The organism is Micromonospora sp. NPDC005163 (genome assembly GCF_053599835.1).
On sequence record NZ_JBSFYP010000031.1, the window covers coordinates 1 to 15,563 of the forward strand.

13 protein-coding genes and 3 pseudogenes are annotated in these 15,563 nt (G+C 72.6%); 11 read left to right on the forward strand and 5 right to left on the reverse strand.

Annotated elements, in window-relative coordinates; all coding sequences use genetic code 11:
• Positions 1-266 (forward strand): annotated as a pseudogene (locus tag ACWD6N_RS21325) (hypothetical protein); the annotation flags it as partial.
• On the opposite strand, the gene ACWD6N_RS21330 reads toward ACWD6N_RS21325, so the two are convergent.
• The 3 genes from ACWD6N_RS21330 to ACWD6N_RS21340 all read right to left on the reverse strand — a co-directional run bounded on the left by ACWD6N_RS21330 (position 257) and on the right by ACWD6N_RS21340 (position 3,961).
• On the reverse strand, positions 257-1,447 hold the full coding sequence (locus tag ACWD6N_RS21330; protein ID WP_387322568.1) for a GNAT family N-acetyltransferase: 1,191 nt from the start codon (positions 1,445-1,447) through the stop codon (positions 257-259). The pseudogene ACWD6N_RS21325 and the gene ACWD6N_RS21330 sit on opposite strands and share 10 nt — an antisense overlap.
• An 87-nt stretch (positions 1,448-1,534) precedes the next feature.
• Complete coding sequence (cydB, locus tag ACWD6N_RS21335) at positions 1,535-2,533, reverse strand: cytochrome d ubiquinol oxidase subunit II (RefSeq protein WP_354965167.1); 999 nt, start codon at positions 2,531-2,533, stop codon at positions 1,535-1,537.
• A gap of 15 nt (positions 2,534-2,548) precedes the next feature.
• Complete coding sequence (locus ACWD6N_RS21340; RefSeq protein ID WP_354965168.1) at positions 2,549-3,961, reverse strand: cytochrome ubiquinol oxidase subunit I; 1,413 nt, start codon at positions 3,959-3,961, stop codon at positions 2,549-2,551.
• A gap of 190 nt (positions 3,962-4,151) precedes the next feature.
• Here ACWD6N_RS21340 and ACWD6N_RS21345 point away from each other — a divergent pair, with 190 nt between their 5' ends.
• The 8 genes from ACWD6N_RS21345 (at position 4,152) to ACWD6N_RS21380 (ending at position 11,573) form a co-directional block, all read left to right on the forward strand.
• Positions 4,152-4,925 carry a lysophospholipid acyltransferase family protein gene (locus ACWD6N_RS21345; RefSeq protein ID WP_387322819.1) on the forward strand — a complete coding sequence of 258 codons (774 nt, stop codon included), beginning with the start codon at positions 4,152-4,154 and terminating at the stop codon, positions 4,923-4,925.
• Positions 4,926-4,971: 46 nt separating this feature from the next.
• Positions 4,972-5,556 carry a TetR/AcrR family transcriptional regulator gene (locus tag ACWD6N_RS21350; protein ID WP_354965169.1) on the forward strand — a complete coding sequence of 195 codons (585 nt, stop codon included), beginning with the start codon at positions 4,972-4,974 and terminating at the stop codon, positions 5,554-5,556.
• Positions 5,557-5,614: 58 nt separating this feature from the next.
• The gene (locus ACWD6N_RS21355) at positions 5,615-6,574 is read left to right on the forward strand and encodes an SDR family NAD(P)-dependent oxidoreductase (protein ID WP_354965170.1); all 960 of its coding nucleotides are present in this window, start codon (positions 5,615-5,617) and stop codon (positions 6,572-6,574) included.
• A 283-nt stretch (positions 6,575-6,857) separates the two neighbouring features.
• Positions 6,858-7,427: a hypothetical protein gene (locus tag ACWD6N_RS21360; protein WP_387322571.1), complete on the forward strand. Its 570-nt coding sequence runs from the start codon at positions 6,858-6,860 to the stop codon at positions 7,425-7,427.
• Positions 7,428-7,429: 2 nt separating this feature from the next.
• Complete coding sequence (locus ACWD6N_RS21365; RefSeq protein WP_387322821.1) at positions 7,430-8,575, forward strand: NYN domain-containing protein; 1,146 nt, start codon at positions 7,430-7,432, stop codon at positions 8,573-8,575.
• Between the two features lie 52 nt (positions 8,576-8,627).
• On the forward strand, positions 8,628-9,395 hold the full coding sequence (locus ACWD6N_RS21370) for a glycerophosphodiester phosphodiesterase (protein WP_354965172.1): 768 nt from the start codon (positions 8,628-8,630) through the stop codon (positions 9,393-9,395).
• 16 nt (positions 9,396-9,411) lie between these two features.
• A complete protein-coding gene (locus tag ACWD6N_RS21375; protein ID WP_354965173.1) occupies positions 9,412-10,803 on the forward strand; it encodes an MFS transporter in 1,392 nt (463 codons plus the stop codon).
• A gap of 53 nt (positions 10,804-10,856) precedes the next feature.
• Positions 10,857-11,573: a thymidine kinase gene (locus tag ACWD6N_RS21380; protein WP_121652894.1), complete on the forward strand. Its 717-nt coding sequence runs from the start codon at positions 10,857-10,859 to the stop codon at positions 11,571-11,573.
• Positions 11,574-11,583: 10 nt separating this feature from the next.
• On the opposite strand, the pseudogene ACWD6N_RS21385 reads toward ACWD6N_RS21380, so the two are convergent.
• Both ACWD6N_RS21385 and ACWD6N_RS21390 read right to left on the reverse strand, forming a co-directional pair.
• Positions 11,584-12,806: pseudogene (locus ACWD6N_RS21385) on the reverse strand (low temperature requirement protein A).
• Positions 12,793-13,251 (reverse strand): Rv0361 family membrane protein, encoded by a 459-nt coding sequence (locus ACWD6N_RS21390; protein ID WP_354965175.1) that lies wholly within the window; start codon positions 13,249-13,251, stop codon positions 12,793-12,795. Before ACWD6N_RS21390 ends, ACWD6N_RS21385 begins: the two are co-directional and overlap by 14 nt.
• A 148-nt stretch (positions 13,252-13,399) precedes the next feature.
• On the opposite strand from ACWD6N_RS21390, the pseudogene ACWD6N_RS21395 reads away from it, so the two are divergent.
• Together ACWD6N_RS21395 and ACWD6N_RS21400 are read left to right on the forward strand one after the other, a co-directional pair.
• Positions 13,400-14,746, forward strand: a pseudogene (locus tag ACWD6N_RS21395) (acyl-CoA dehydrogenase family protein); the annotation flags it as partial.
• A 445-nt stretch (positions 14,747-15,191) separates the two neighbouring features.
• Complete coding sequence (locus ACWD6N_RS21400) at positions 15,192-15,539, forward strand: VOC family protein (protein WP_387322825.1); 348 nt, start codon at positions 15,192-15,194, stop codon at positions 15,537-15,539.
• The last annotated feature ends 24 nt before the right edge of the window (positions 15,540-15,563 follow it).

The window sequence follows — 15,563 nt, forward strand, 5'->3', positions numbered from 1 at the left end:
GCTCGTACGACGAGCCCCCGACCGGCCAGGTCGGCGACCGCGCGCCAGCGGGCGCCGAGGAGCCGCGGGTGTGGCTCACCGACGCCGGTCACGCCGTGCAGGGTCGCGTCTCCGACGCCGTCGCGGGCATCACCGCCCGGCTGTACGCGGACCTCCCGGCCGACGACTCCAGCGCCGCCGCCCGGGTCCTCACCCTGGTCACCCAGCGCGCGAACGCCGAACTGGCAGCGATCCCGGGCGTCGCCGCGACGGTCGGTCAGAAGTAGTCGAGCAGCTGCGCCGGGCCTCCGGCGCCCAGCAGATCCAGGGCGTCCGGGTCGGCGCCGGCGGCGTGCAGCAGGCCCGCCTCGGCGACCGACCGGGCGCGGGCGGCGCCGGCGTAGAGCAGCGCGAAGCCGCGCACGTCCAGCCGCAGGTCCGCCTCGCCACCGATCCGGGTCAGCTCACCGGCGCCGTCGGCGACGCTCAACCGCCAGGTGCCGGCGTTCCAGTCGGCGACGGCGTCGGCGAGGGTGAACTCGACGGCGCCGCGGGCGTGGGCCGGCCAACCACGCATGCGGACCGCCCGGGCCACGTCCACCGGCCGGTGCATCCACAGGTTCCGTTCGTGCTCGCGGACCAACTCCAGCGGCAGGTGGACGCTCACGGCGTCGCCGTCGAGCGGGCACAGTCGCAGGGTCGGTGCGACGCTGGCCCAGCTGCCGAGCACGCCGACGAGTTCCCGGGCGGCCTCGGCGGTGGTCGCCAGGGCCTCGTCGACGGTCAGCACCGAGTCGGCGCCGTAGCCACGGCCCCGTTCCCAGCTGGCGTAACCCACCAGGTCGCCGCCGTCCTCGACGAGGGTGAGCGCGTCGCCGGGCAGGCCGCGGTCGGCGGCGAAGAAGTCGAACAGCTCGCCCCGGCGGGTCAGCGGGCCGTTGCGGTGCCGGGTGACCCGCTCGTACAGGGCCATGACGGCGGGCAGGTCGGCGGGCGTGCCGGCCCGGACGGTCAACCGGGGATCCGGCCGGTGCCGGGGCAGCGCGGCGGTGGCCAGGTCGACGGTGCGCAGCACCCCGGCGGCCTCCCAGCCGCAGGCACGGTAGGGGGCGGCGACGGTCGGGTACAGCGCGCTGATCGCCGCGCCGCGCTCGCGGGCGCCCCGCAGCAGGGCGGTGAGCATGCCGCGGGCCACGCCCCGGCCGCGGGCCTCGGGGGCGACCGCCACGCCGCCGACGTCGGCCGCGGGCACGGCCCGCCCGGACCACCACTGGTCGTGGTGCAGGTCGACGGCCTTGCCGACGAGCCGGCCGGTGTCGTCGAACGCGCCGTAGCGGGTCAGGCCGGGCACCGTGGCGGTGGCGTGCGATGGGCGCTGCGGGTCGGACCCGAAGGCGAACCGGCCCAGCTCCCAGGCGTCGGCCAGGTCGTCGGCGGTGAGTTCGCGTACGTGCACGGTGGCGGGCATCGGAACACCCTAGCGGGATGGATCTTCGGGGGGCCGCCGAATTAACGGCCGGGGCGCGGGGTCGGAACCGACCCCGCGCCCCGGCGGTCAGTGCTGCGGGATGTTGGCCACGCCGATCCGCTTGCGGAACACCCAGTAGGTCCAGCCTTGGTAGGCCAGCACGACCGGGGTGAAGATCACCGCCACCCAGGTCATGATCTTCAGGGTGTAGGGGGTGGAGGCGGCGTTGGTGGCGGTCAACGTGCCCGCCGCGTCCAGGGTGGAGGGCAGCACGTTCGGGAACAGCGCCGCGAACAGGGTCGCCACCGCCAGCCCGATCGCCACGGCGGTGCCGGTGAACGCCCAGCCCTCCCGGCGTACCCGGGCGGCGGCGAGGCCACCGAGCAGGGCGAGGGCCGCGCCGACGGCGAGCACGACGGCGGCCGCGCTGGAGCGGATGCTCAGCGTCCAGGCCAGGAAGCCCACCGCGAGCACGGCGGCACCGACGCCGAGGCGCACCGCGAGGGCGCTGGCGCGCTCGCGGATCTCGCCGGCGGTCTTCAGGGCGATGAACACCGCGCCGTGGGTGACGAACAGCGCCAGGGTGGTCGCGCCACCGAGCAGGGCGTACGGGTGCAGCAGGTCGACCAGGCCACCGACGTACTCGTGCTCGGCGTCCAGCGGCACACCGCGCAGGATGTTGGCGAAGGCGACGCCCCACAGGAACGCCGGCAGCAGCGAGCCGACCACGATCGCCGCGTCCCAGCGACGCTTCCAGGACACCTCGGGGCGCTTGTGCCGGTACTCGAAGGCCACCCCGCGGCCGATCAGGGCCAGCAGGATCAGCAGCAGCGGCAGGTAGAAGCCGGAGAAGAGGGTGGCGTACCACTCGGGGAAGGCGGCGAACATCGCGCCGCCGGCGGTGATCAGCCACACCTCGTTGCCGTCCCAGACCGGGCCGATCGTGTTGATCAGGACCCGTCGTTCCCGGTCGTCGCGGCCGAGCACGGGCAGCAGCATGCCCACGCCGAAGTCGAAGCCCTCCAGGATGAAGTAGCCGGTGAAGAGCACGGCGATGAGGAGAAACCAGATGGTGGTGAGGTCCACGGCAGGCTCCGGTGATCAGTAGGCGAAGGCGAGCGGACGCTCGGCGTCGTCGGTGTCGTCGGACGGGGGCGTCTCGGTGACGTCGGGTACGCCGGCGCGGGCGTAGCGCAGCAGGAGCTTGACCTCGATCACCGCGAGGGTGGCGTAGATCAGCGTGAAGGCGGTGAACGAGGTGAGCACCTCGGCCAGCGAGACGCTGCGGGACACGCCGTTGCGGGTGAGCATCTCGCCGAAGACGATCCACGGCTGGCGGCCCATCTCGGTGAAGATCCAGCCGAAGGAGTTGGCCAGCAGCGGCAGCACCGGCATGACCATCCCGGCGCGCAGCAGCCACCTGCTGGTGGGCGTGCGGCCCTTGCGCTGGCTCCAGAGCACCAGCAGGGCGATCGCGGCGGCGGCCATCCCGAAGGCGATCATGAAGCGGAAGCTCCAGTAGGTGACCGGGATGATCGGGGTGTAGCTGCCGGCGCCGTACTGGGTGGCGTACTGGGCCTGGAGGTCGTTGATGCCGTGCACGGTGCCGTGGGGGTCGCCGGTGCCCAGGTACGACAGCAGGTACGGGATCTTGATGGCGAGCACCTCGCGGCTGCCGTCGAGGCTGCCGACGGTGAGCACGGAGAACGAGGCGGGGCTCTCGGTGGTGTAGAGGCCCTCGGCGGCGGCCATCTTCATCGGCTGGACCTCGGTCATGATCTTGCCCTGGATGTCGCCGGTGAACAGCACGGCGGCGGAGGCGACCAGGACCACCCAGGAACCGAACTTCGCAGCGAAGCGGTAGGCGCCGGTGTCGGCGGAGTCGCGGTTGCGGATCAGGTGCCACAGGCCGACGGCGGCGACCAGCGACCCGGCGACCAGGAACGAGCCGGCCAGGGTGTGCGGGAAGGTGATCAGGGCGACCTTGTTGGTCAGCACGGCCGGGAAGTCGGTCAGCTCGGCGCGGCCGGTGTCCGGGTTGACCTTGTAGCCGACCGGGTTCTGCATGAACGAGTTCGCGGCGAGGATGAAGTACGCGCTGAGGTTCGTGCCGATCGCGGCGGCCCAGATGCTGGCCAGGTGTGCTCGCTTGGGCAGCCGGTCCCAGCCGAAGATCCACAGGCCGATGAAGGTGGATTCGAGGAAGAACGCGACCAGCGCCTCGATGGCCAGGGGCGCGCCGAAGATGTCGCCGACGAAGCGGGAGTAGTCGCTCCAGTTCATGCCGAACTGGAACTCCTGCACGATGCCGGTGACCACGCCCATCGCGAAGTTGATGAGGAAGAGCTTGCCGTAGAACTTGGTGAGCTTGAGGTAACGCTCGTTGCCGGTGCGGTGCCACAACGTCTGCAGGATCGCCACCAGCACGGACAGGCCGATGGTCAGCGGAACGAAGAGAAAGTGGTAGACGGTGGTGACACCGAACTGCCATCGGGCGACGTCCAACGCGTCCACCTGGAACCCCCAGCCATGTCGTACTACGAGACGTAGTAAATACTACTGCTCGTCGTAGAGGAGCGGGCAGGGTCGGGCGGCCCGAACCGGCCCGGGACCAATGACCTTGATCACCCGGGCCGCCGGGCCCGGCGGCAACCGGCCGACCCGCCCTCGCGGCACCGCTCGCGCGTGCGACGATGGCGCGCTGATGGACACCGCGCACTCCCCCTGGCAACCGCCGCTGATCTGGCGCGCCGCCCAACTGCTGGCCCGAGCCCTGGTCGGCCTGGTGGCCCGCCTCGAGGTCACCGGCGACGTCCCCGCGCACCTGCGCCGCGGACCGCTGGTGCTGGCCGCCAACCACATCAGCCCGTTCGACCCCGTGGTGATGGCCGCCGCCTGCCAGACCCGCGGCATCGCCCCCCGGATCATGGCGACCGCCGGGCTGTTCCGCGCCCCGGTGTTCGGCTCCCTCATGCGCCACGCCGGGCACATCCGCGTCGACCGGGGCACCGATGCGGTGCACCGGGCCCTGGAGGCCGCCACCGCCGCCGTCGCGGGAGGATCGGTGATCCTCATCTACCCGGAGGGGCGCATCAGCCTCGACCCCGGCATATGGCCCGAACGCGGCAAGACCGGCGCCGCGCGGCTCGCCCTGGCCTGCGCCGCCCCGGTCATCCCGGTCGCCCAGTGGGGCGCCCACGAGGTGCTGCCCTACCGCGCGCCCCGGGGCATGCTGCGCGGCGTCGCCCGCGCGCTGTGGCGCCGTCCGGTGATCCGGGTGCACTTCGGCGCACCCATCGACCTGCACGAGGCAGCCGCCAGCGGCCCCGGCGCCGCCCGCCGGGCCACCGACCAGATCATCGACGCGCTCACCGACAGCCTCGCCCCGCTGCGCCCCGACGAACCCGACCGGCCTCGACACATCGACCCCAGCCGCCCGAGCGACCCCAGCAGGTCCCACCGCCGCCGGCTCGGATGACCTGACGGGTTAGACAGATTTCCGAAACCTGTCTACGCTGTCTAACGTGAGCAGCGTGGAGATGGAGCACGAAGACCCGAAGCGCGCCGCTGTCCTTGCAGCGGCGGTCGGGGTGTTCGGGCGCTACGGGTTCCAGAAGACGTCGATGGAGGCGGTCGCCAAGGCGGCCGGCATCTCCCGGCCGGGCCTGTACCTGATGTTCCCCACCAAGGAGCAGCTGTACCGCGCCACCATGCAGGGCGTCATGGAACGCGCCCAGCAGGCCATGCAGGCGCGCTTCGGCGACCAGGCGCTGAGCTTCGACGAGCGGATCGTGGCGGGGCTGGATGCGCTGATGGGCCCGTACATCGACACCCAGGTGGCCCGCGACCTCAACGAGCTGCTCGAGAACAGCGGGCCCCAGTTGGGCTCGATGTTCCACGACTACCAGGAGCGGGCCCGGGCGGCACTGCGCGCCCACGTCGACGCTCTCGCCCCGCCCGGCCTGCTCGACGGTGGCCTGACGGCGGACGACGTGATGGACCTGCTCTTCTCCGCCGCGTTGACCTGGAAATCGACCTCGGCCACCAGGGACGAGTTCCGCGACCGGATCCGCCGGGCCCTGCGGCTGATCTGCCGCGCCGCGGGCTGACCCGCCGCCCACCCCACCGCACCCTCACGCTGCATCCCTGCGTCCAAGGAGTTCCGAAATGTCACGAATCATCACCCCTTACTCCGCCCGGTCGACCGCCGCTGAGGTGATCGGCGGCGTCGACCTCAGCGGCCGGCGGGCCGTGGTCACCGGCGGCGCGTCCGGGATCGGCCTGGAGACCGTCCGGGCGCTGGCCAACGCCGGCGCCGAGGTGACGCTGGCCGTCCGCGACACCGTCGCCGGCGAGCGCGCCGCAGCCGACATCACGGCGGGCGGGGCGCACGGCGCGGTCCGGGTCGCCCGGCTCGACCTGGCCGATCGCACCTCCCTCGACGCCTTCGTCAATACCTGGACGGGCCCGCTGCACATCCTGGTCAACAACGCCGGCGTCATGGCCCTGCCGGAGCTGACCAGGACCACCGAGGGCTGGGAGGCCCAGTTCGCCATCAACCACCTCGGTCACGCCGCGCTGACCCTGGGCCTGCACGACGCGCTCGCCGCTGCGCAGGGCGCCCGGATCGTCGTCGTCAGCTCCTCGGCCCACCAGCAGTCCCCGGTCGATTTCGACGACATCCACTTCACCGACCGGCCCTACGAGGCCTGGTCGGCGTACGGCCAGTCGAAGACCGCGACCATCCTGTTCACCGTCGCCCTGGCCCGACAGTGGGCCGTCGACGGGGTCACGGCCAACGCCCTGCACCCCGGCGGCATCATGACCAACCTGCAACGGCACCTCGACGACGCGCAACTGCGCTACGTCGGTGCGGTGGACGAGCAGGGCAACCGCCTGGAGGTGCCACCAGGCTGGAAGACCCCGCAGCAGGGCGCGGCCACCTCGGTCCTGCTGGCCGCCTCCCCCGAGGTCGACGGCGTGACCGGACGCTACTTCGAGGACGGCAACGAGGCCCTGGTCATCGCCGAGCGGGCCGACGGCATGAGCGGCGTGCTCCCGTACGCCATCGACGACAAGAACGCCGAACTCCTCTGGGACGAGACGATCCGGCTCCTGCGGCGCTGACCGGGTCGGCGGTGCCGGCCGGACAACTGACCGGCGAGGCGGAGTTCACGGAGACCGGGCATGCCCGCGCCCCGGACACCCCGCCTTCCACGGCCCCCGGCGGCCACCCCTTTCCGCGCGGCACGTGCGCTTGGCGTCGGTTCCCCTGGCTGAGGGATGCGGCTGGCTCGGCGGGGGGATGAGGTCGCCTGGGCATGTGGTGATGCTGGTTCACGTCAGCCAACCGCTTGCTCAAAGGAGTGACATGTTCATCTCTGGTTCGCGTACGACGGTGTTGGGGGCGGTGGCAGCCGTGGTGGTCGCGGCGTGGCCCTCGGTGGCGTGGGCCCAGCAGTCCGAGCCGAAGACCGCCGCAGCCGGGTGGTCGGTGGTCGCCGGGATGGGACATTTCGTGTACGACGAGCCCAACGTGGTTAGGCACCGGATCTGGTTCGGCGTCTCGGCGGTTTCGGCCGCGGACGGATCAGCGCACGGCCAGTTCCTTTACCGGCACGAGCGAGCGGACGGCACACTAGTCGCGCAGGGACGGGCCGACGTGACGTGTCTGAAGGTCGCCGGGAACGTCGCGTTGTTCACCGCGATCGTGCCGGAGGGCGAAGGGACGGCGAAGAACCACGGCTACTACGTGAAGATTATCGACGGCGGGACGCGGCCGGATGTGATCGTCGACGCTCAGGCGCAGAACGGGACCGAGCGGCCACCCACACACTGCCTCGATCCCGAGACGGACCTCCCTCCGGAACTCCCCCAGCGGCCCCGGTACCCGGTTCTCACTGGCGGATATGCCGTGTATGGCGCTGAGCAGAGCCAAACGGCCGCCGAGCTTCCCGACGCCGGAGACCGGGCCCGGTGACCATGCTGTGGCTCTGGTGGAGGCACTGGCCGACCTGGTCCGGATACGCCGCCGCGGGCTTCTCGCTGCTGTACGGCGGATTGGGGCTGTACTGGACGGCCGGAGGTGACGGGTTCCCGTTCGCGCCGATCGACCCGGCACGCGCGTCGGGGTCCATCCTGGAAGGCAGCCGCGCCGAGGTCGTCGCCCCGGTCATCGCCGCGCTCGGGCTGCTCGGTGCGGTCGTCGCGTGGATCATGACGCGGCGCGCCCGGCCTGGTCACCTGTCGGCGGCGCTGGTTGTCTTCGGATGGGTGGCGGCGGTCGGGTTGACCCTGGTCATCCCCGACTACACCATGATCGTCCTGGTGGCGTTCGCGCCGCTGCTGTTGGTCTTCGCCTTCACCGGCGTACCAGGTGACCAGGGCGGCATCGGTGACATCCTGTACTGGCACCGGACGAACCTGATCATCGTGTTCGTCGGCGGCCTGCTGTGGGCCGCTGCCACCCTCGCCTACCAGCGGCGGGTCCGGGCCGCCTGCGCACACTGCGGCCGCCGCCACGGAGACGGCCGTGGCCCGTCACGGCAGACGCTGCTGCGGTGGGGCCGGTGGGCCGTCGCGGTCGCCTGCCTTGCGCCGTTGCCCTACGAGGTCACCAGGATCGCCTGGTACCTCGGCTATCCCCTCGGCATCAGCCGGGACTTCCTGCGGATGATGCAGGACACGCCGGGGATGCTTGAGGTCGGGCTAGGCTGCGCGGTCGCGTCGGCGCTGGGGGGTGTGCTCACCCACGGTCTGGTGGCCCGATGGGGGGAGGTTTATCCCCGCTGGATCTGGTTCAAGGCCGGCAAACGGGTCCCGCCCGCCCTCGCCGTCGTCCCGGCGTCGATCGTCGCTGTGACGATCATTCCGGCTGGCCTGATGTTGCTCTGGACAAGCGAAGCCCGGGGCACCTGGGCCCTGTACGTCCCGAGCCTCTTCTGGACGGTGTGGGGGGCCGGACTCGGCGCCGCCACGATCGCCTACCACCTGCGCCGGCGGGGCGCCTGCCACCGCTGCGGGCGGGGCCACCAACCGGGCCCGGCACCAGAGCCGCCAGGCGACGAACCAGCCGCCGGACGGCAGGTGCTCGACGAACTCCCTGACGCCCCCGTGGCACGGGCCTGATCTTCGCCGACAGGTCACCCACGATCCATCGGCGGCGGGCATACTGCGTCGCGTGCTGACCCGATTCGGCTACCTGGACGCGCCCGGGCCGCTGGCGTTCGCCCACCGCGGCGGCGCCGCCGAGGGCGACGAGAACACCACCGAGGCGTTCGCCCGTGCCGTCGGGCTCGGCTACCGGTACGTGGAGACCGACGTGCACGCCACCGCCGACGGGGTGGCGGTGATCTTCCACGACCCGACGCTGCGCCGGATCACCGGCGAACCGGGGCGCATCGCCGACCTGCGCTGGGCCGACCTCGCCTCGGTACGCGTCGGCGGGGCCGCCGTCGTACCCCGGCTCGACGAGGTGCTTGGCGCGTGGCCGCAGGTCCGCTTCAACGTCGACGTGAAGGCTGACGGCGGCGTCGAGCCGACGGTGGCCACGGTGACCCGGGCCGGCGCCGGCGACCGGGTGCTGCTCGCCTCGTTCAGCGACGCCCGGCTGACCCGGCTGCGCGCCCTCACCGACGGGCGGGTCGCCACCAGCCTCGGCATGCGCGGGGTGGCCCGGCTGCGCCTGGCCTCGCTGCACGGCCGCCGGCTGCGGCTGCCCCCGTCGGTGGTCGCCGCACAGGTGCCACCGCACTACGGTCGGGTGCCGGTCGTGGACCGCCGGTTCCTCGACTACTGCCACCGACTCGGCCTGCAGGTGCATGTCTGGACGATCGACGAACCAGCCCAGATGCACGACTTACTGGATCGTGGCGTGGATGGCATCATGACCGATCACGTCGGCGTGCTGCGCGACGTCTACCGCAGCCGCGGCCACTGGGCCGCCTGACCATCAAGGACCCCCGATGGCCTCGACCGTGACCCCCACGGTGGACGACACCCCGCCCCCGGCGAGCACCCGCCGCGAGCGGCGCGGCTGGTACATCTACGACTGGGCCAACTCCGCCTTCCAGACCACCGTCATCACGGTGTTCCTCGGCCCGTTCCTCACCACCGTCGCCGAGCTGGCCGCCGGCTGCGAGCTGGGCGCGGACAGTTGCGACGGCTACGTGCACCCGCTGGGCATCCGGGTGGCCGCCGGCTCGTACTACCCGTACCTGATCTCGCTGTCGGTGTTTCTCACCGTGTTCGTGCTGCCGATCATCGGCGCGATCGCCGACCGGTCGGCGCACAAGAAGCGGCTGCTCGGCGGCGCGGCGTTCACCGGCGCCGGCGCGACCATGGCGATGGCCTTCGTCACCGGCGACCGGTACCTGCTCGGCGGGGCGCTGTTCCTGGTCGCCAACATCTCCTTCGGCGCGGCCATCGTGGTGTACAACTCGTTCCTGCCACAGCTCGGCGGCCCCGACGAGCGCGACGGCATCTCCAGCCGAGGCTGGGCGCTGGGCTACCTCGGCGGCGGCCTGCTGCTGGCGTTCAACCTGGTCGCGGTCACCCTGCTCAGCGAGGACGACAACCCGCAGCGCACCCTGGACCTGGCCCGCTGGTCGATCGTGTCCGCCGGCGTGTGGTGGGCGGCGTTCACCCTGGTGCCGCTGCGCTGGCTACGTGAACGCCCCACCGCGGCGGCGCTGGCCCGCGGCGGCAACGTGCTCACCGACGGGTTCCGGCAGCTCGGCCGCACCCTGCGTGAGGTCAAGGCGTACCCGCTGACGCTGTTCTTCCTGCTCGCGTTCCTGGTCTACAACGACGGCATCCAGACCGTCATCACCCTCGCCAGCCAGTACGGCACCGAGGAGCTGCGGCTGGAGCAGAGCACCCTGATCATCACCATCCTGCTGGTGCAGTTCCTCGCCTTCGGTGGCGCGCTGAGCCTCGGCGCGCTGGCCCGGCTCATCGGCGCCTGGAAAACGGTGCTGCTCAGCCTCGTGCTCTGGACCGGTGTGATCATCGGCGCTTTCCGGCTGCCCGCCGAGGCGCCGGTGCCGTTCATGGTCCTCGGCGCGGCCATCGGCCTGGTCCTGGGCGGCAGCCAGGCGCTGAGCCGGTCGCTGTTCAGCCAGCTCATCCCGGCCGGCAAGGAGGGCGAGTACTACGGCTTCTACGAGATCAGCGACAAGGGCACCAGCTGGCTCGGCCCCCTCGCCTTCGGCCTGGTGTTCCAGCTCACCGCCTCCTACCGAGTGGGCCTGGTCTCCCTCCTGATCTTCTTCGTGGTCGGGTTCCTGCTCCTTCTGGCCGTGCCGATCCGCCGGGCCATCGTCGCGGCCGGGAACACCCCGCCCCGGGTGCTCTGACCCCGCCCGCGCCGGGCTGATCGGCCCTGGTCGATCAGATAGGCTGCCCGACCGTGACCGACGACGCCGCTGCCGCCCCGACCTGCCTGGCCCACCCGTTCCCCGGCCAGCCGCACGCTCCGGCCGGGTGCGCGGCGGCGCGGGGGCTCGACGGGCGTCCGGTGCACGCCGCGGCGTTGAAGTTCTTCTGGGGGCCGATGGACTGCGGCAAGTCCACCATGGCGCTGCAGATGAACTACAACCACGCCCGGCAGGGCCGGCGCGGGCTGGTCACCACCCGCATCGACCGGTCGCTGGGCCCACAGGTCACCACCCGCATCGGTCTGGCGCACGAGGCGATCGAGGTCACCGACGACCTGGACCTGCGGGCCCTGGTCCGGGGCCGGTGGGCCGAGGGGGAACGCGTCGACTACCTGATCTGCGACGAGGCGTGCTTCTACACCGTCGAGCACGTCGAGCAGATGGCTGAGCTGGTCGACAGCTACGACGTGGACGTGTTCGCGTTCGGCCTGGCCACCGACTTCCGGTCCTGCCTGTTCCCCGCCACCCAGCGGCTGTTCGAGCTGGCCGACGAGGTGGCCCGCATCCAGGTCGAGGTGCTCTGCTGGTGCGGCCGGGAAGGGCTGCTCAACGCCCGGGTGGTCGACGGCCGGGTGGTCCGCGAGGGCGCGCAGGTCGTCATCGGCGACACGGTCGACACCGCCGAGGTGCGCTACCAGGTGCTCTGCCGGCGGCACTACCGCAGCGGCGACCTCGGCCCCCGCGACTGACCAGCAGCGGTCACGCCCGGTCGTCTCGGGCGGCTGCCGCGGCCCGGCGCTCTCCGCCGGCCCGGCGTCGGTCGACCAGGATGACCGCGACGGTCACCACCAACGCCGCCGCCGCGCACACCGCCACCGGCGCCTCCAGTTCCACGCTCACCGGTACGAGTGCCAGCAGCAGCGCCACCGCCCCGATCCGGCTGGTCGGCCGGGCCCGCCACAGCACCGCCCGGTAGGCGGCGTGCCCGGCGAGGAACAGCGCCGGACCGCCCAGGATGAACAGCGCGGCGACAGTGTCGGCGGGCGCGCCGGGCTCGTGCAGCAGCCGCTCGTCGCCCGCCGAGGTGACGACGATGCCAGCGACCATCACCGGGTGCAGATAGTTGAACGCCACCCGACTCAACCCGCCGGTGCGCTCACCGGCGCGGACCACGACCTCCGTCGCCGCCGAGGCCGAGCGGGCGAAGTACACCCACCACAGCGCCACCGACCCGGCGAACGCCAGCACGAACGCCCCGGAGGTCACCACGCTCAGCTGCTGCGCGAGGGTGCTCCCGGTGACCAGGATCGACTCGCCCAGGGCGATGAGGATGAACGCCTGGCACCGCTCAGCCAGGTGCCCGCCCTCCACCTCCCACCGCTCGGCGCGGGTACGCCCCAGACCGGGCACGGGATACCCGATCGACAGGCCAACCACGTCACACACGATCGCCGTCGCCCACAGCGCCTCGCGGACACCCTCGCCACCCAGTCCTCCGAGCACCACAGCGCCGACGTCCCGGCGAACCACGGCAGCGTCTTCTGAAACCCGTCGACCAGCAACGGATGGCCCCGCACCGCCCACAGCGCGAACAGGGTGCGGCCCACCTGCACCGTCACGTACACCAGGGCGAAGAGCAGGCCGGTACCGGCGAACGCCCCGGGGATCGCTGCCGACAGCAGCAGGCTGCCCAGCATCAGCCCGATCAGGAGTGCCCGCACCGGCGCCCGGTCCGGGTGCAGCCAATTCGTCACCCAGGCGGTGTAGACCCACACGAACCAGACCAGCGCCAGCAGCAGCGCAGTGCGGGCGGCGCCACGCCAGTCCGCGTGTTCGATCAGATAATGCGCCAACTGGGTGATGGTGAAGATGAAGACCAGGTCGAAGAAGAGCTCCGTCGAGGTGGTCGGCTCCACCCCCCGACGCTCGCGTAGCAACCAGGGGCGCACCGGCCTCGCGACCGGCGGCTCAGAAGGGGTCACCGCAGACCCGCCAGTCCCCGCCCTCGCGGACCACCGGCAGCCGCCGTTCCTCGCTGAGCCCGCCGTCGCGGGTCAACTTCACTGTCACCGTGCCGTGCGGCCGACCGCCACTGGTCGCCACCGACACGTCGGTGATCTCGTAGTCGGTCACCATCGGCGGCGTACGCACCCAACTGGTGAAGCCGATCGCGCTCCATCGGCTGCGGGCGTCCGCGCAGAGCCGCTCGTACGCCCCGTCGCTGTCGCCGAGGGTCACCTCGCTCAGGAAACCGTCGGCGGTCTCCCGGATCGGGCCGGCGGCCTGGCGTACGGTCTGCAGGTTCCAGGAGGCCAGCCCGGCCACCCCGACGCAGCACAGCGCCACGCCGATCCCGGCGAAGGCCAGCCCGGTGCGCATCGGGCGGTGCCGCCGGGCCGGTCGGCTGTACGGCTGGCCGGCACCCACGACTACCGACCGTAGAGAACTCCGTCACAGTCGAGCACGACAAGTCGGAAACTGGGTGCGACCGGTGGGCTGCTGTGCCCTGTTCCCGGCGGCCACGGATCGTCTACCGTCGTCGCACACCCCCACAGCAGTGCCAGGGAGCCGATCGATGAACCGCTTCGTGCAGCCGGTACCACCCCCCTCCGACCCGTACGCCGGTGACGCCCTGCTGCGGTCCTGGCTGGAACGCCACCTCGGCCCGGACGGGCACGCCGCCGCGAAGGGGCGCCTGGCCGACCTGGCCGCCGACGTCACCGGGCCGCTGCGCGCCGCGCACGCCGACGCTGAGGCGCACCCGCCGACGCTGGTCCGCTACGACCCGTGGGGCGCCCGCGTCGACCGCATCGACACCTCCGCCGGCTGGCAGGCGCAGCGTGCCGCCGCCGCCCGGCACGCCGTGGTCGCGCTGCCCTACCTGCCGGACGCGCGCGGCACCTGGGGTGCGGCCGCGCGGGTGGTGCAGCACGCCCTGCTGCACCTGTACGGCCCGGAGTCGGCGACGTTCTCCTGCCCGGTGGCGATGGCCGACGGGGCGGCGGCGCTGCTGAGCCTGCCCGATGTCGACGCCGGGGTCCGCGACGCGTGGCTGCCCCGGCTGATCTCCACGGACCCGGCCACGGCCATCACCAGCGGGCAGTGGATGACCGAGTCGCAGGGCGGTTCTGACCTGGGGCGCTCCAGCACGGTGGGTCGGCCCGCCGCGGACGGTTCGTGGCGGCTGACCGGGGAGAAGTGGTTCTGTTCCGCCGCCGACGCGGCGATGGCGGTGGCGCTGGCCCGCCCGGAGGGCGCCGGCCGCGGCAGCCGCGTACTCGCCCCGTTCCTGGTCCCCCGGTACGCGGCCGACTCGCCCCTGGCCGACGGCGCCGCGGCGGACGCGCCGGCGCCGGGCGTCACCGTGCACCGGCTCAAGGACAAGCTCGGCACCCGGGCGCTGCCCACCGCCGAGATCGGCCTGCACGACGCGTACGCCGTGCCGCTGGGCGACCCGACGGTACCCGGCCTGGTCCGGGCGATGACCCTGGTCGTGGTGACCCGGGTGCACAACGCCGCCGCGGCGGCCGGGGGGATGCGGCGCGGGCTGGCGTACGCCCGGGCGTACGCCGACGCGCGTCACGTCGCCGGCGGCGCGCTGGCGTCCTCGCCGCTGCACCGGGCCACCCTGGGCACCCTCGCGGTCGACGCGGCGGGTGCGTTCGCCCTGGCCGGGCATTCGTTCGCGCTGCTCGGCCGGGTCGAGGTCGGCGGCGACCCGGCGGCCGCGGCGGAGCTGCGCATCGTGGCGCCGCTGGCGAAGCTGGCCACCGGCCGGCTCGCCGTCGGTTCCGCCAGTGAGTACGTGGAGAGCTTCGGCGGGGCCGGTTACGTGGAGGACACCGGCGTGCCCCGGCTGCTGCGCGACGCGCAGGTCCTGCCGATCTGGGAGGGCACCACCAATGTGCTCGCCCTGGACGTGCTGCGCGCGTTGACCCGGGAGGACGCCGGGGCGCCGCTGCTGAGCCGGCTCGCCGCCGCCGTCGATCTGGCCCGGCCACTGTCACCGGGCGCTGGCCGACACGCTGGCCACGACCGCCGCGCAGCTCCGCGACACCATCACCGCGGTGACCGCCGACCCGGGGGCCGAGGCGGTGCTCGCCGGTGCCCGCGGCCTGGCGCTGCGACTGGCGTACGCGCTGACCACCGCGCTGCTCGTCGAGCACGCCGCGTGGGGCGACGAGCAGGCGGAGTTGGCGGCCCGGCTGTGGGCGCGGCGTTGGCTGCGGCACGAGGAGATCGCCGAGGACGCGCACCACCACCTGGACCTGCTCTGCTGAGCGGGCGAGAAACACCGGCGTACCTGACACTGGTTGGCAGGTACGCCGGTGCAGACTGCCAGCATGACAACAACCGCCGACCTCGCCATGGTCAACCTGGACAGCTCCGACCCGGCCGCGCACGCCGCGTTCTACCACCGGGCCCTGGGCTGGGAGATCACCCACAGCCAAGCCGAGTACGCCATGATCAAGGGCGGTGGCGTTTCCATCGGCTTCGGGCTGGTCGAGGGATACCGGCCGCCGTCCTGGCCGGACCCGGCTGGTGGTAAGCGCTACCACCTCGACCTCTACGTCGACGACCTGGCCGCGGCGGAGAAGGAGTTCGTCGAGGCCGGCGCGTCGAAGCCTGAGTTCCAGCCCGGCGGCGACGGGTGGGTGGTGCTCATCGACCCGATCGGGCAGCCGTTCTGCATCTGCCCCCGCCCGCAGGGCTGAGCACCCGCGCCCACGGCCGCGCGG

Coding starts and splice junctions, on each gene's coding strand:
- ACWD6N_RS21375 (WP_354965173.1), top strand. CDS start 9,412: ATGGCCTCGACCGTGACCCCCACGGTGGACGACACCCCGCCCCCGGCG.
- ACWD6N_RS21330 (WP_387322568.1), bottom strand. CDS start 1,447: ATGCCCGCCACCGTGCACGTACGCGAACTCACCGCCGACGACCTGGCC.
- ACWD6N_RS21355 (WP_354965170.1), top strand. CDS start 5,615: ATGTCACGAATCATCACCCCTTACTCCGCCCGGTCGACCGCCGCTGAG.
- ACWD6N_RS21400 (WP_387322825.1), top strand. CDS start 15,192: ATGGTCAACCTGGACAGCTCCGACCCGGCCGCGCACGCCGCGTTCTAC.
- ACWD6N_RS21365 (WP_387322821.1), top strand. CDS start 7,430: ATGCTGTGGCTCTGGTGGAGGCACTGGCCGACCTGGTCCGGATACGCC.
- ACWD6N_RS21345 (WP_387322819.1), top strand. CDS start 4,152: ATGGACACCGCGCACTCCCCCTGGCAACCGCCGCTGATCTGGCGCGCC.